The organism is Microcoleus sp. Pol12B5, assembly GCF_036701335.1.
Lineage (GTDB): Bacteria > Cyanobacteriota > Cyanobacteriia > Cyanobacteriales > Microcoleaceae > Microcoleus.
In genome coordinates this window covers 1-15,641 of the sequence record NZ_JAUBQQ010000058.1, presented here as the reverse complement: position 1 = coordinate 15,641, position 15,641 = coordinate 1, and the positions used below count along the sequence as shown (strand labels likewise).

Annotated in this window: 12 protein-coding genes and 1 pseudogene; 9 read left to right on the top strand and 4 right to left on the bottom strand. The window is 42.1% G+C overall.

The window, feature by feature from the left end:
• The first annotated feature begins 5 nt into the window (after nt 1–5).
• A complete protein-coding gene (locus QUA24_RS20590; protein WP_333231701.1) occupies nt 6–890 on the top strand; it encodes a DUF6671 family protein in 885 nt (294 codons plus the stop codon).
• A gap of 69 nt (nt 891–959) precedes the next feature.
• Complete coding sequence (gene glcD, locus QUA24_RS20585; RefSeq protein ID WP_333231699.1) at nt 960–2,435, top strand: glycolate oxidase subunit GlcD; 1,476 nt, start codon at nt 960–962, stop codon at nt 2,433–2,435.
• A 200-nt stretch (nt 2,436–2,635) separates the two neighbouring features.
• On the opposite strand, the gene QUA24_RS20580 is transcribed toward glcD, so the two are convergent.
• Nucleotides 2,636–4,456 carry a PAS domain S-box protein gene (locus QUA24_RS20580; protein ID WP_333231698.1) on the bottom strand — a complete coding sequence of 607 codons (1,821 nt, stop codon included), beginning with the start codon at nt 4,454–4,456 and terminating at the stop codon, nt 2,636–2,638.
• A 549-nt stretch (nt 4,457–5,005) separates the two neighbouring features.
• On the opposite strand from QUA24_RS20580, the gene purH reads away from it, so the two are divergent.
• Both purH and QUA24_RS20570 read left to right on the top strand, forming a co-directional pair.
• Nucleotides 5,006–6,553: a bifunctional phosphoribosylaminoimidazolecarboxamide formyltransferase/IMP cyclohydrolase gene (purH, locus tag QUA24_RS20575; protein WP_333231695.1), complete on the top strand. Its 1,548-nt coding sequence runs from the start codon at nt 5,006–5,008 to the stop codon at nt 6,551–6,553.
• Nucleotides 6,554–6,780: 227 nt separating this feature from the next.
• On the top strand, nt 6,781–7,716 hold the full coding sequence (locus QUA24_RS20570; RefSeq protein WP_333231694.1) for a 2OG-Fe(II) oxygenase: 936 nt from the start codon (nt 6,781–6,783) through the stop codon (nt 7,714–7,716).
• Between the two features lie 191 nt (nt 7,717–7,907).
• Here QUA24_RS20570 and QUA24_RS20565 read toward each other — a convergent pair whose 3' ends face one another.
• Nucleotides 7,908–9,389 (bottom strand): ankyrin repeat domain-containing protein, encoded by a 1,482-nt coding sequence (locus QUA24_RS20565; protein WP_333231692.1) that lies wholly within the window; start codon nt 9,387–9,389, stop codon nt 7,908–7,910.
• Nucleotides 9,390–9,485: 96 nt separating this feature from the next.
• On the opposite strand from QUA24_RS20565, the gene QUA24_RS20560 reads away from it, so the two are divergent.
• The 4 genes from QUA24_RS20560 to QUA24_RS20545 all read left to right on the top strand — a co-directional run bounded on the left by QUA24_RS20560 (nt 9,486) and on the right by QUA24_RS20545 (nt 13,968).
• Complete coding sequence (locus QUA24_RS20560) at nt 9,486–9,956, top strand: DUF4079 domain-containing protein (protein WP_333231691.1); 471 nt, start codon at nt 9,486–9,488, stop codon at nt 9,954–9,956.
• A 152-nt stretch (nt 9,957–10,108) separates the two neighbouring features.
• Nucleotides 10,109–10,858 (top strand): hypothetical protein, encoded by a 750-nt coding sequence (locus QUA24_RS20555; RefSeq protein ID WP_333231689.1) that lies wholly within the window; start codon nt 10,109–10,111, stop codon nt 10,856–10,858.
• Nucleotides 10,848–11,297 (top strand): DUF7689 domain-containing protein, encoded by a 450-nt coding sequence (locus QUA24_RS20550; protein ID WP_333231687.1) that lies wholly within the window; start codon nt 10,848–10,850, stop codon nt 11,295–11,297. Before QUA24_RS20555 ends, QUA24_RS20550 begins: the two co-directional genes overlap by 11 nt.
• 298 nt (nt 11,298–11,595) lie before the next feature.
• Nucleotides 11,596–13,968 carry a restriction endonuclease gene (locus QUA24_RS20545; RefSeq protein WP_333231685.1) on the top strand — a complete coding sequence of 791 codons (2,373 nt, stop codon included), beginning with the start codon at nt 11,596–11,598 and terminating at the stop codon, nt 13,966–13,968.
• Here QUA24_RS20545 and QUA24_RS27365 read toward each other — a convergent pair whose 3' ends face one another.
• The gene (locus QUA24_RS27365) at nt 13,969–14,112 is read right to left on the bottom strand and encodes a zinc-ribbon domain-containing protein (RefSeq protein ID WP_445242631.1); all 144 of its coding nucleotides are present in this window, start codon (nt 14,110–14,112) and stop codon (nt 13,969–13,971) included.
• A pseudogene (locus QUA24_RS27360) lies at nt 14,072–14,170 on the bottom strand (zinc-ribbon domain-containing protein); the annotation flags it as partial. The gene QUA24_RS27365 and the pseudogene QUA24_RS27360, both read right to left, overlap by 41 nt.
• A gap of 293 nt (nt 14,171–14,463) precedes the next feature.
• Between QUA24_RS27360 and QUA24_RS20540 the strand changes: the two are divergent.
• Nucleotides 14,464–15,501 (top strand): hypothetical protein, encoded by a 1,038-nt coding sequence (locus QUA24_RS20540; protein ID WP_333231683.1) that lies wholly within the window; start codon nt 14,464–14,466, stop codon nt 15,499–15,501.
• Nucleotides 15,502–15,641 lie beyond the last annotated feature (140 nt).

Below are 15,641 nucleotides of genomic sequence, written 5' to 3'. Positions count from 1 at the left end.
GCTGTATGTCTAATATTTCTGAGCCTGTGAATCCCAATCAATTATTGAGCGATCGCACCGCAGTTCTTGCTACCATGCACCAAAAAGAACGGGTAATGGCTCCCGTTCTGGAACGAGAATTAGGCGTAAATATCCTAGTACCTGCGGAGCTTGACACTGACACTTTCGGCACCTTCACCAGAGAAGTTAAACGCTTAGGAACACAAATAGAAGCTGCTCGCCACAAAGCACAAAAAGCCCTAGAAATTGCGGGCGAAACTCTTGCCTTTGCCAGCGAAGGTACTTTCGGTCCTCACCCAATGATGCCGTATCTGCCAGCTAACAGAGAAATAGTAATTTTATTAGATCGAGCCAACAATCTAGAAATAATCGGCGAATCTTTGTCGGTAGAAACTAATTACAGTCACCAGTTAATTTCCAGTATAGAAGAAGCAGATGATTTTGCTAAAAAAGCTGGATTTCCCGATCACGCACTGGTGGTTGTAGTTGGCGACCCTGCCCTCGGTAACGGTGAAATTGTCAAGGGCATTAAGACAGAAAAACAACTTTTTGACGCTGTTACAACCGGCTTAAAAAAATCTTCAATCGGCCGAGTTCACATCGAAACAGATATGCGGGCGATGTACAATCCAACTCGGATGAAAAACATCGAAAATGCAACTCTGGATTTAGTTAAAAAATTCAAGCAATTCTGCCCGGAGTGCGGTTGGCCGGGATTCGATATTGCTGAGACGAAAATCGGGTTGCCCTGCGAACTTTGCTATTTTCCGACTCAGCTAGTGCGATCGGCAATCTATAAATGCAAAAACTGCGGTTATACTAAAGAAAAACTCTTTCCAGACGGTCGAGAGACTGCCGATCCTTCCCTGTGTCAATATTGCAACCCTTAGAAAAATAATTGGCTAAACTTAGTAAAATTTGCAACAATATTATTGATAGTTCCCTAATAAAAATTACTAATGATAGCCGTAGAAACAGAACGCAACTGGAAACCCGTTATTAAAGAATTCGAGGCTGTAGTCGGCAAAAATGGGGTGGTACAGCGCCGCGAAGAATTGATTGTCTATGAGTGCGACGGACTAGCCAGCTACCGCCAGCGCCCCGCCCTGGTGGTATTGCCTCGAACTACCGAGGAAGTGGCGCAATTGGTCAAAATATGCGATCGCAACTCAATTCCCTGGGTGGCTAGAGGCGCAGGAACCGGCCTTTCCGGCGGCGCTTTACCTGTAGAAAACTGCGTGCTGATTGTCACTGCTTTAATGCGAAAAATCCTGAAAGTAGACTTAGAAAATCAGCAAGTAGTCGTGCAACCGGGAGTAATTAATAACTGGGTAACGCAAGCAGTTAGCGGCGCTGGTTTCTACTACGCGCCAGATCCTTCCAGTCAAATTATTTGTTCGATTGGTGGCAACGTTGCGGAAAATTCTGGCGGGGTTCACTGCCTCAAATACGGAGTCACAACGAATCACGTTTTAGGATTAAAATTGGTACTTCCAGACGGTTCTATTGTCGATGTCGGTGGCGAAATTCCCGAAATGCCAGGTTACGATTTAACTGGTGTATTTGTCGGTTCCGAAGGCACTTTAGGAATCGCCACAGAAGTTACTCTGCGAATTCTCAAAGCGCCGGAATCGATTTGTGTTCTCCTAGCGGATTTTTCCAGTATAGAAGCAGCGGGCGAATCGGTTTCCGATATTATCAGCGCTGGCATTATTCCCGGCGGCATGGAAATTATGGACAACATCAGCATCAATGCTGTGGAAGATGTGGTGGCAACTGGATGTTATCCCCGCGATGCGGCGGCAATTCTCCTGGTAGAAATCGACGGTTTAGAAGTGGAAGTTGCCACAAACAAACAGCGGATTGCCGATATTTGCAAGCATAACGGAGCGCGAAATATCACCACGGCAACCGACCCGGAAACGCGCCTAAAAATTTGGAAAGGGCGGAAAGCTGCTTTTGCGGCGGCGGGTCATCTCAGCCCCGATTATTACGTGCAAGACGGCGTAATTCCGCGAACGCAAATGGCTTATGTTTTGAAAGAAATTGAGGGCTTGAGCGAGAAATACGGTTATCGAATTGCCAATGTATTTCACGCGGGAGACGGAAATTTGCACCCGCTGATTCTGTACGATAACTCGGTAAAAGGTGCGCTGGAAAAGGTGGAAGAATTGGGCGGGGAAATTCTCAGGCTTTGTGTGAAAGTTGGGGGAAGTCTTTCGGGGGAACACGGCATCGGCGCTGACAAGAAGTGTTTTATGCCGGATATGTTTTCGGAGGTAGATTTGGAGACGATGCAGTGGGTGCGTCAGGTGTTTAATCCGAAAGGTTTGGCGAATCCTGGGAAGATGTTTCCGACGCCGAAGACTTGCGGGGAAGCGGCAAGGGCTAAGGTTGAAACTTTTAAGAAGTTGGAGGGCGCAGAGGTTTTTTAATTCGCTATTTATGCGGGTAAGGTGAGCCGAAAAGCCCCCTAGAATTGTCTCTACAATGGGGAGGCAGAGCCTAGAATTATACGTTATTAACCCGAGTCGGGGAACGATAAAAAACGAGAAACATCGTTTTTTAAGAATGCTATCTTCCGGCTCGCTTGCTTATAGAGCAAGTTGGTAATGCCCGCAATGGGGACGCCGTGCTAATGTGCGATCGGAATTTTGATAGTAAATTCCGTGCCCTTGCCCAATTCGGAAGTACAATATAGTTCGCCGTTGTGTCTTTCTACAATAATTTGATAGCTAATTGACAAACCCATTCCCGTGCCTTTACCAATGGGTTTGGTAGTAAAAAATGTATCGAATATCTGCTGTTTGACTTCCTCAGTTATTCCCGGGCCGTTGTCGGCAATTTTAATTTCTACAAGATTGCCGACAACTTCCGTACCAATCCTAATTTGGCTGGGATTTTTTAGCATTTCTTGACAGTTTTGCCTACTGTTCGCATCTTCTAAAGCATCGATCGCATTGCTGAGAATATTCATAAAAACTTGATTAATCGGCCCAGCAAAACACTCAACAGTCGGCAATGCTCCGTATTGTTTGACAATTTGAATTGGCGGCTTTTCTCCGTTTCCTTTCAAACGGTGATTTAGAATGAGCAGCGTGCTGTCAATACCTTCGTGGAGGTTAACGGGTTTCATCTGCGAATCGTCGTGCCGCGAAAAGTTCCGCAGCGACTGAACTATCTGGCAAATGCGATCGACACCAACGCTCATTGAAGACAGTATTTTAGGTAAATCTTCAGCTAAAAAATCGAGTTCATTTTTTTCTCTTTCCTGTTTAATTTCCGCGACTGGATTAGGATAATGCTTTTGGTAAAGTTCAAGGTGGTCAAACAAGTCTTGAGTATAATTTGTGAGATGAGCGAGATTGCCATAAATGAAGCTGACGGGGTTGTTAATTTCGTGAGCGACGCCGGCAAGTAGCAATCCCAAACTAGACATTTTTTCGCTTTGAACTAATTGGGAATTAGTGGCTTTTAGTTCGTTAATTGCGGCTGCTAGTTGAGCGGCTTGTGCTCTGCTTTGTGCTTCGGAATTATGCAATGCTTCTTCAGCTTGTTTGCGCTCAGTGATGTCTCTCTGTACGCCAATAAAGTGAGTTAATTTGCCCATTCGATCGCGCACAGGAGAGATTGAGAAACAATTCCAGAAAGCGGTTCCGTCTTTGCGGTAATTCTTTAATATTACCTTGCATTCGCTTTCTGTTTGCAAGGCTTGGCGAATTATTTCTACTGCCGCCGGGTCGGTATCGCTTCCGTGCAAAAATCGGCCGTTTTTTCCGATAATTTCCTGCCGCCGATAACCTGTCATGCTTTCAAATGCGGGATTGCAATAAATAATTGGATTTTCGGGGTCAGTGGCGTCAGAAATCGTAACTCCAGTGCTAGTAGCTGCTATAGCTCGATCGTACAACCAAAGCCTTTCTTCTGCGCGCTTGCGATCGGTAATGTCCCGTAGCGTAGCTAAATAAGCCATTTCTCCATCCCATTCCGTTTCCACCACCCGCATTTCTACTACAGCATTTGCTTTTTGCTTGCGAATAGCTTCAACTTCTGTTTGCACGACGCGAGTTCTTGTTGCTTCTGTTTTTCCAACTTGGGGAATAATAATATCCGTCGCCATCTCAAGGTCGCAAGCTGAAACTTCTACTACTAAATTGCCAAAAAATGCTTGACCTAGAAGTTCCTCTGTGGTGCAGTTAAACAGCGCTTCTGCTGACTGGTTGGCAAAACAGACAAGTCCTCGCTTGTTAACGATTGCGATGCCGTCGGCATTTTTTTCTATCACATTCCGAAACCGAGATTCGCTAGCTTTCAAATCCTGCTTTAGCTGTTCCATTACTCGCTCCATCTGCTGCATTTCGCACAGACTAAGACTATAAGCTTCGGAAATGTTGGCCTCGGTCGAATTCTCGGCTCTTTTTTTGGGAATCTGTTGGTACTCTGTTCTATGGGTCATATTGTGAGGATTTTTTTTATGATTCCTGTTAATATTACTGAGCTTATTTTCTGGATCGGCTTCTTGAAAAAACATATGTCAACCCTACCAAATTATTGTTTAGATTAAGGTGTTGCGATCGCCCAATTTTCCGGGATTTTTAGGGAGAGAGCAATTTACACCCGATGCTAGCACATTACTTTTAAAATTCATCATAAAACATCGTTAAAATTCAACAGCGATCGCCCTCTAATTATCTATTAAGTTTTATTAAGTAATTTCAACAACATAGACACTTACGTAGCGACATGAACTGTGCAAGCTGGATATGGCTTCAACCCCCCTCGCACTCACAAAATAACCATTTCCACGCGCAAGTTATACATATTTAGAAGCCACTGGTCAGTATAAAATATTATATAAATTTGACAAATAATATACTTTAAATGAGCGAACTCATCCTTAAATCATTAAAAATAATCATAATTAGCCATTACCAAATCATCTCCCTGCAGGCAGATGTGATATAGAATATAACCTATCTATTTTTGCGATCGCAACTTCAAACCAATGGCACGTCTAGCACTTCTGAGCACATCCAATAAAACCGGACTAATCGACTTAGCGCGCAGTCTAGTAGAAGAATTTGAATTTGACATAATTAGTAGTGGTGGGACAGCAACGGCTCTCAAAGAAGCAGGCATCCCAGTTACCAAAGTTGCGGAATATACTGGTTCTCCCGAAATTTTGGGAGGGCGAGTCAAAACACTTCACCCACGAATCCACGGTGGCATTTTAGCACGCCGCGATGTACCGGAAGACCTCGCCGATCTAACAGCAAATCAAATTCGGGCCATCGATCTAGTTGTAGTGAATCTGTATCCATTTGAAGAGACAATTTCTAAACCTGGAGTTACTTTAGGCGACGCAATTGAGCAGATAGATATCGGCGGGCCAGCAATGTTGAGAGCTTCCGCCAAAAACCACGCTCATTTGACAGTTTTGTGCGATCCAGAACAGTACAATACTTATTTAAAAGAACTGCGGGAAAATGGTGGCGAAGCATCCTTAGAGTTTCGGCAAAGATGTGCGCTAGAAACCTTCAAACATACAGCCAACTACGATCGCGCGATCGCAACTTATCTCAGCAGCAGCCAATCCGCTGAAGAATCTTCGCTACCAGATCAGTTTAATTTATCAGGGAAAGAGTTGCAAACTCTCCGCTACGGCGAAAATCCCCATCAAGCCGCCACCTGGTATCAAAGCGGAACTACACCCACAGGCTGGACGACTAGCACCATCCTGCAAGGCAAAGAATTAAGCTACAATAATTTAGTAGATTTAGAAGCAGCAAGGCGGCTGATCGTAGAATTCCCCGACACACCCGCCGCCGCTATTCTAAAGCATACAAATCCTTGCGGTACAGCCTTGGGAACAACTATTTCTGAAGCTTATCAAAAAGCCTTCGACACCGATTCAGTCTCAGCTTTCGGTGGAATTGTCGCCCTCAACCGCCCGATTGATGCTGCTACCGCAACGGCGTTAACTCAAACATTTTTAGAATGTATCGTCGCGCCGGGGTGCGAACCCGAAGCGGAAGAAATTATTAAGAAAAAGGCGAAAGTTAGAGTATTAATTTTGCCAGATTTGACTCAAGGGCCTCCACAAACTGTTAAAATAATCGCAGGCGGTTTGCTGGTGCAAGACTCAGATAATATAGTAGAAGAAACTAGCAAATGGCGGGTTGTTACTGAGAAACAGCCGACGGCCCAAGAGTTGGAAGAATTGCTGTTTGCTTGGAAAGTAGCGAAACACGTCAAATCAAATGCGATCGTTGTGACGCGCGATCGCACTACAATCGGTGTCGGCGCCGGACAAATGAATCGCGTCGGCTCAGTTAAACTAGCATTAGAACAAGCAGGAGACAAGAGCAAAGGAGCGATTTTGGCTAGCGATGGTTTCTTCCCCTTCGACGATTCAGTCAAAACGGCGGCTGAGGCGGGCATAATTGCGATCGTCCAACCGGGAGGAAGTATGCGGGATCAAGATTCCATTCAAGCCGCCAACCAACTCGGGATCACAATGGTTTTCACGGATATCCGCCACTTCTTGCATTAATTAAGTTCGTAGTCTAGTAATGACATCTTAGGTATCTGTCACGAACAGGGAAGATGCCTATTCCACAAAGAGTCAATTCTCTGGTGGGGTGGGCTTCTAGCCCGCCCTCAAGCAATGATTGAATTTTTGTTCTTCCATCTTCCTTCTTCCATCTTCCATCCATCCATCAGTTACATCCGTTACAGAATCCGTTGCCGAACTTCCTTCTTCTTCTATAACTAACGGCTATGACTAGCACAATTCAAGCGCAAATTAAACCCCAAGACATAAAAGTCAAAATCCTGCTTACCGGCGGACATCAATGCACCGTCACCCTTAAATCTGATACACCATTATTGCACAGCCTGATCAAAACATTAGTCGATCGCACTCAACAAACACTCAGTTTTTCGCCCTTATTTCAAATCCCCATAGACGACGGGCGTTCCACCCTTTTTTTTCCCGGCGAACACCTAGTCGGATTAGTAACAGAACCCCCAATTTACTTGCAGCAACTGCAACCGCAGCAGCCTGCAACTCCTGTAGAAATTCCCGCCACAGAAATTCCCGCCCCTGCGCCGCCTGTAAATGACGATTTAATATCTCGCTACGCCCAAATAGACAACTTTTTGACCCCCGCAGAAAAAAACAAACTCATTAAATATGTCTTAGTAAAAGAATCAGAATTTGTGAGTACCAGCACCTCAACAAATGCCGAAGATTACCGTCGTTCGATGGTACTCCACTCGTTCCCCGAGTTTTCCGAACTGATGGTTAATCGCATCAAAGCAATTCTCCCCGACGTGCTGAAAAATTTAAATATTCCGTCATTTCCCTTGGGTGAGATAGAAGCTCAGCTAACCATGCACAATGACAACAATTTTTATAAACTTCACAACGACAGTGGCTCGCCAGATACCGCCAGCCGATTTTTTACTTACGTTTACTATTTCTATCGAGAACCAAAAGCTTTTTCAGGTGGCGAATTGCAGATTTATGACAGCAAAATTGAGAACAATTTTTATGTGGCGGATGAGACATTCAGAACCGTTGAGCCTCGCAATAACAGCATCGTATTTTTTCTTAGTCGCTATATGCACGAAGTTTTGCGAGTTAGCTGTCCCTCGAAAGCTTTTGCTGATAGCCGCTTTACTATTAACGGCTGGGTGCGAAAAGCAAATTGAGGTAACACCAAATCCGGGTTGATTCTCCTCGATAAGTCGGCGGTTGAAACCGCTACTATACAAACAAAGTCAGCCCACGCGGACTCAAGTTTAAAGGGGGTAAATTAACTCAATAAACTCCTAGGGGCGGGTTTGGCAATAGCTTTAAAAAGTACAGATAGATTAAATAAGCCCGCCCCAAATCCGCAAAATTACTCCCGTGCTCCAGCACTTTTGAGCAAATTCACCACGCTGGAATAACGTTTAAACTCAGCCAGCATTAAAGCTGTATAATTTCCGGGGTTTTTGTGGTTTAGTTCTGCACCAGCATTAATTAAAACCTGTAGAGCACCGACACAACCCCGATGTGCAGCCCACATTACAGCGGTTGCGCCCGAATCATCCAGCAAGTTGACATCTGCACCTTTTTCGACTAATAATTCGACGATCGCAATATAACCGCGATCGCACGCCTTCATTAAAGCAGTTTTCCCCAAATCCGCCGGGAGATTCACGTCAGCACCGCCGTCAAGCAAAGCCTTCACCGTCTCGGTATGTCCGTGAAAAGCAGCCAGCGTCAAAGCCGTCTCCCCAAAGTTTTTTGCATTCAGAAACTCAGCCCGATTTGAGTTTACTTTTTGCAGCAAAGCCGATACGATCGCACTATGGCCGTGAACAGCCGCCACCAGTAAAGGCGTATCGCCCAACCGATTTCTAGAACCGACACTAGCACCTCGGTTTAAGAGCAATTCCACCACATCTTCGCAGCCTTCAACCACGGCAAAATTCAAAGCAGTTTCATCATCTTTATCCTTAGCGTTGATATCCGCGCCAGCATCGAGTAAGATATGGGCGATCGCCGCATTTCCCCCAGCAGCAGCGGCCATCAAAGCCGTGCCCCCATCTCCATTTTTCACATTCGCATCAGCAGCCGCACCAAGCAAAGTTTGCACCACATCAGTATTGCCGGAATCTGCCGCCAAAGTTAAAGCAGTTTCTCCGTTTTTGTCGGGAATTTCGACATCAGCGCCAGCAGCCAACAGCGCCTCGACAACAGCCAAATTTCCCACCGTCGCGGCCAGCATTAAAGCAGTTTTGCTTTCTAGATTTTTAACATTAGCATCCGCCCCACACTTGAGCAAAATTCGCACAATTTCAGCGCTTCCTTGACGGACAGCTAAAAACAGCATAGAATTGTCAGCAACTGCACCCGCATCCACTAAAGCTTTAACAACAGCTATATGACCCGATAAAGCAGCTATTTTCAAAGCTGAATCTCCATCTTTATCTCGGACATTTACATCAGCATTAGCATCAAGTAACATCCGCACAATATTGATATCGCCCTTGAGAGAAGCCGCCATCAAAGCTGTACTTCCATCATCATTTTTAGCATTAACATCAGCACCGGCTGCCAGCAACAGCCGCACAGAGTCAGCCTGTTTGTGAGCCGCCGCCAGCATCAAAGCTGTCAAGCCAAAACGCCTGCTCACCTGGTTGACATTAGCGTCATTGTTTAGTAGAGTACGCACGATTTCTGTATAGCCCTTTTGGGCAGCAAACATCAAAGCCGTCGTCCCCTCAGAGTCTTTGGCGTTAGCGTTAACATTCTTAGCGAGTAAAGCTTGGACGTGAATAATGTTGCCAGTCTTGGCGGCTTGAATCAATACAGCGTCTTGTTTAGTGGCAGGCATAATAGTCTCTCATACCGTATATTTTTACCGTCGCACGAGACGGCCTGACTGGTATGCTAAGTTTTATGAAGTATGTTTGCTAATCCTCAGAACACTATGAATCTCGAAATTCCTCAGTCAGTGAAAGTTTGGAGCCAATTCTTCCACCCTATTTTAATGTGGGTACTGCTGGCTATCTCATTGTATGCTTTGTATCTCGGCATTCAAATCCGACGTACCAGAAGTGCGGAAGGCGAACTCAAAAAAGAGTTAATTAAGGGCAAATTCAACGTCAAGCACCACCAGATGGGTTCTTTGCTGTTAGCCTTGATGGTTACGGTTGCGATCGTCGGGATGGCTGTCACCTACATCAACAACGGCAAGCTATTTGTCGGCCCGCACTTGCTAGCAGGGTTGGGAATGATGGCAATAATTGCGATCGCAGCCTCGCTGACTCCTTTGATGCAAAAAGGCAATGATTGGGCGAGAAACACTCACATCTTTCTGAATATTGTGCTGTTAGGGCTGTTTGGCTGGCAAGCGGTATCAGGGGTGGAAATCCTGCAAAGAATTATCAGCAAAATGTGAGTATTTGGGTAAGATTGCTAATTTAGGACTTACGCAAAGACTCTACTTGTAGGGTGCGCGACGCGCACCTTACCCTTTGTGCTTAAAGGAATGTATAAGTAAGCCAATTAGTCTCAAGTTAACTTTCTATTAGCAAAGACAAGACAACTAATATGCCTTCTTTAAAAATACATCGCCAATATCAATCCGGCATCGAAAAAATTATCGCCTTGGACAACTCAGTGTTTGAGGCTATTTTGACTGCCTTGAGAAAAACAGTCCCTGCGTTGCCTATTGATGATTTAGTCAGAAACGTAGAGTCAGAGGTAGAAAACACGAACCATGATGATTTAGTCAATATACTAGAGAGTATTATTCCTATATACGCTTTAAAGAAAACTTATGCTTGGACAGTGGAAGAACTAGCAGATGAGCTTATTGCGGCTGTTGATGAATTTGAAAACCTCTCTAACTTATCAACCGAAGAAAAAGAGCGATTTTGTGAAAAGCTTAATAACTTGTTGATGCCGAATAGCTTTTTAGAAGCGGCATCAAAAGCCAAAGATGTTTTAAAAGTATATTTGTTGCCTTCAGGAATTCCTGCTGATGACTTCCCGATTAAAAGCAAGGTAGAACTAGAAGCAGAGTTTAAGAAGTTCGCCGAAGAATGGCGCGTCGAGACGGGGATGCTATCATTAGTTACACAGAAATCAATGCACCAGGCTTATCAGAGAATTATCGGCATGGGACAGCCAGTTATCCCCTTGATTTTGCGTGACCTCGAACAAAAGCCAGACCATTGGTTTTGGGCGTTGAGGGCAATTACTGGTGACAATCCGGTAAAACCCGAACAGCGCGGCCGGATGAAGCAAATGGCCCTAGCCTGGATACAATGGGGAAAAGAACACGGTTATGAGTGGTAAGTTAGAGTACCGAAAAATATTGAGATTTCCTAACTTAGAGCTTACTGAATATCAAGTAACAAGTGAAGAAACAGTAGATTATAATTGTTTTGCTTTTGCTGCTGGAGAAGAGGAATGCAGATGGGACCCGGTAGACCCAGATGGATACTGGCCGGATGGTGTTTCAAGAGAGTTAACCCTGGATGCTTTTATCCAAGCTTATCAAACTATTGGATATGAACCTTGCGAGAATTGTGACCTTGAACCCGGGTTTCAAAAAATAGCAATATACACCTATAACGGCCAGCCACAGCACGCAGCCAGACAAGAAGAGGATGGTAAGTGGAAAAGCAAGCTAGGGGATTGGGAAGATATCGAACATGAATTAGAAGGGTTAGAAAATCCTAACTATTATGGAGTTGTCCAAGAAATATTAAAGCGAGCGACAACTCCGGTGTAAATTTTCCCAGTCAAATTGTAAGCTGTGGGCGATCGCTTGTCACTTGATTATCTGTCCCCTAAATATGGTTAGGGGGTATCCGCTCAATAAATCGGGGTAGACTATCGTGTGGGGAACGATTTTGCGATATTTGAGGCTCATCAGTGAGCGATTTCCCCCGATTTATTGAGCGGATACAGTTAGGGGGATGCAAGGTGCGATTGCGATGGCCCTAGAAGTTGAGGTATAACGTGGGGCGTGTTATACTGAGTCATGGTTATGCAAGGCAATAAGTAACCTATAGGAACGACCAAAAAAAATGAATGTAAATGAGCCTAAAATAAGATTTAAAGTAGTCATACTACCTGAATGGAATAATAAGGAAAAAGGTAATTTCTGGGAAGAGGTGTCAGCAGATTTATTCAGTCAATATGACTGGAAAGTGATTGAAAATATAGAATTTGACGGAATGCAGACTGATATCTATATCAAGCACGATGAAGCTAGGGAAACAGGATTAATTGAATGTAAATTCCAGCAAGAAGAAATAAATGCTCCTACTATATTCAAGTTAATGGGTCAAGCTCTTTACAAAAAAGTTGACTTTGCTCACCTACTCTCAACTTCCGCTCTTAATGGAAAGGCAAAAGCGGTTGTTGATGAATACACAAAAACACAAAAACCATTTCGTTTATTCATTTGGAGTTCAGATAAACTTGCTGAAAAGTTTATGAAGATACATGGTATTCAACTCCCAGAGCGAAAATTTCTTAGTAATGTTAGAACCATTACACTATTAGTGACTCATAAAAAAGAGTTTTTTTGGATAGCGGAAGAAATGGGAGAAAGCGCTATCCCATATCGTGCTATTATTTTTGCCACTTCAAATACCAAAAATAATTATAATTCCGAATATTGGAAAAAATATTTTTCTACTAATAAAATTTGGGAAAATCTTGAAATTACCGTTTTCGATGAAACACTAACAGAGCATGAAAATAAATCAACTAACGAGTCATTTTCAGAAGTTAAGAAAGTAATAGTATCGAAGATTAATCAGGCTGAGAATTTTGATGATTACCATCGTCCTTGTCGCCCACAAGATTTTTTTGGACGTTGTAAACCTCAAGATGAATTTTGGAATTTTGTCAAAAATGTAAGAGATGAGGAAACAGACTTAAGAGTTATTTCTTTTTCAGGAAGTACGGGGTTAGGCAAATCCTCTTTAGTTCTTAAGTTAGCATCAGACTGTCGGCAAAAACCAGAATATAAAGATAATTTTTATATACACCATGTAGATGTTACAAGCATCAACCAGGAAAAAGCAACTCTATTTGTCATAGCGGTTATTATAAAAGCATTACAAGAGGCTATTGATAGTGGATTTGTTGATCTTCCCGATCATCAAGTATCTATTGAAAGTGCTGAACCACCTTATTTTGATAGTAAATCAATTAAATTATTAATAGAAACCCTTAAAAAAAGTGGTAAAGTGATTGTAATCTTTTTCGATCAATTTGAAGAAATATTGACTAAAGATTCACTTTCATATCTTTACGGGTTGTTTGAGGAAGCAGCTAAAGAAGTTGATTCCTTAAAACAAAACATAGTCTTAGGTTTTTGCTGGAGAACAGATGTTAATTTATCTGCAAAACATCAAGCCTATTTTACATGGCATAATCTAGCCAAAATAAGAAAAGATATTTATTTTAGTGAATTTTCTCAGCAAGATTCACTGAACTTATTAAATGGATTTGAGAACTATTTGAATCAAAACGGAAATCGCTTACAAAACAGTATAAAAAAGTGGCTTCTGAATAATTGTCAAAATAAACCTTGGTTATTAAAAAGATTTTGCAGTGACATCTACCATCAACATAATGAAGCCGATCTTTATTCAGAACAGAAAAAAGTAATAACCAAGTTTGATATTAAAGCAATTTTTGACAAAGATATCGAAAGAGCTACTCTCATTCCAGGGAGTTATAAGTGTTTAATGAATATAGCTGAACTGTCTCCAGTTGATAAGGTGGAGGTAGGTAACCAGTTTAATCACGATGTAATTAATAGCCTATTAAACAGCAAGCTAGTTATTGAAAATGGGCAAAATTATAAAATATACTGGGATATGTTTCGTGAATATTTGTTGGAGGAAAAGCTACCTGAAATGACAATAAACTATAGACCCAGAACCAAAATTTCAACAGTTTTAAAAATATTTAGACTGCTTAAGACGTGTGAAACAATCTCCGACTTAGCAAGTGGATCGGGATATGCGAATGACACTGTTCAAAATGCTATTCTGGATTTGCAAAACTTTTTTCAAGTAACAAGAAATAAGAAAAACGGTAAAATAATAGCATCAGAGATATTTTTAAATTTAAAAGATGAGGAAATAGCTGAAAAATTAGCGGAACAAATAGAGGCTCATGTAGTTATTAAAAAAGTCTATGAACAACTGAAGCCTGGTGAATCGATGTCGCTATATAAATTTCAAAAGTTGTTGTCTAATAGACAAACAACTGCAAAAGATTACGCCAGTAAAATGTTGTCATGGTTTTATTTTACTGGTTTGCTTGAAAAAAGACTTAACGGTATAGTAAGACCAACTCATGCAAAGCAGGGAAAAGAAAAGGGGAAACTTTTAGATCAATCAGATTGGGCACAACCTAGCTTATTAGACTTGTTATAATCACAAAGTGAGATTTGCTAGGGAATTAGTAATTGACTGTCCAGCACAAAAAGGGCATCCTTTTCCTTTAGTCCTATTAGCAGGAGAAACATCCCACTCATGCTCAGGATAATTGGAACATTGCCACCAAACTTTTTTTTCCAGAATTCTTTGTCACTTGATCTGGAGTAAGATTTTCATTCTTAGTCGGATGCCATTCTTGAGCAAGTTTGGGGTAAAGACTTGCTAGGGAATTAGTTACTGAAGGCTTCTGTCCGGTACAAAAAGGGCATCATTGACTTGAGTTAGTTCTTTTACCAGGCGATGTATCCCTTCATGATCAGACCCTTCGGGACATTTCCACCAAACTTTATTGTGTTAGCCTGCCGAAACTTGCTCTGGAGTGCGTCCACCATTTTTTGTGGGATGCCATTGCGCTGCTAGTTAAGGATGTATAATAGATAAAAAGTTTTTCATATAAATCACCTGTTACATTTTGTTAAGTTTTGTAAAGCCATGATAGATCAACTCAAACAAATTTTCACTTCTTCGGAAATAGAATATATAAGAAATACTACCATCAAAGATAGATATCATCCAGTCAAAAGACTATTACAATCAAGATCTAGATTCGGAAGAGAGGATCGAGTTATATTTAATACTGAGATAGCCTTGAGACATATCGTGGAACACCATAGAAGCTGGCTTATGAGTTTAAAACCTCGACTTCTTAATATAGATGATTATTCAACTTCTTCTGGAGCATTAGGTGAAATCAGAGCATTAGGATATTTGTTACAAACGGGAATTTTAGTTAATCCGATTGATAAAGCTGGTCCTGATTTTCGCCTCTTTGAAGGAGAAGAAAAAGCTTTTGTAGAAGTTCATTCTAGGCAATCGAATCCTGATGAAGCTGAAGCGCTAGAAAATTTATATGACAAAACATTAAGGAATATAGATTCTAATAGTCAAGCATATCAAAGATGGTATGTTATGGAGCATGGAACAGTTCCTTTAGGTAGACCTAAAATTGGTGAAACTATAACTGAAAATGCGATAAGTAAGCTAGCATCCATCAAAGAAACAGAACATCAGATGAGTTCAGACGAAACCTCGATACTATGGTTAGACTTTCAAGATGAGACCTGGGATTTATTGGATACTATAGATAGAGTATTACCATTAAAAACGCACAACAATGCTTTTTATTCAGGAGAGCTATGGTATGCTTTTTATGGATGGAAAGGTGCTCCTATATATGAAGCATTTAGATGGGATATGCTTCTTGGTGATGTAGTAAAAATGCGTCATCAGGGACGATTTAGACAGGAGACTAAGTTAGATGCCGTGGTCGTATCATTTTCTAGAGATACGATAATCCTAGAAAATCCTTACAGTCGAAAACCTCTTAAACCTTGGTTATGGAAAAGGCTAGTTGTTCTACCTAGGTTTAATTTTGAGATGTCATATACCAATTGGCCGGCGGTGAATTTAAGACAAAGAATAGAGCTAGAACAAGAAAAGTTAATAGCGTTATCATCTATAGCTTTATAAGCAAGCGTAAGCTTCCATTCCTGCTGCTTTCCAATCTTCATTAAAATTCACCCAAGAAGTCTAATCTAGGACTTACGCATTGACAGAATAACAAAATAGTGCATTGATAAATAAGGGTCGTCTAGTAATGGGTATGGGAG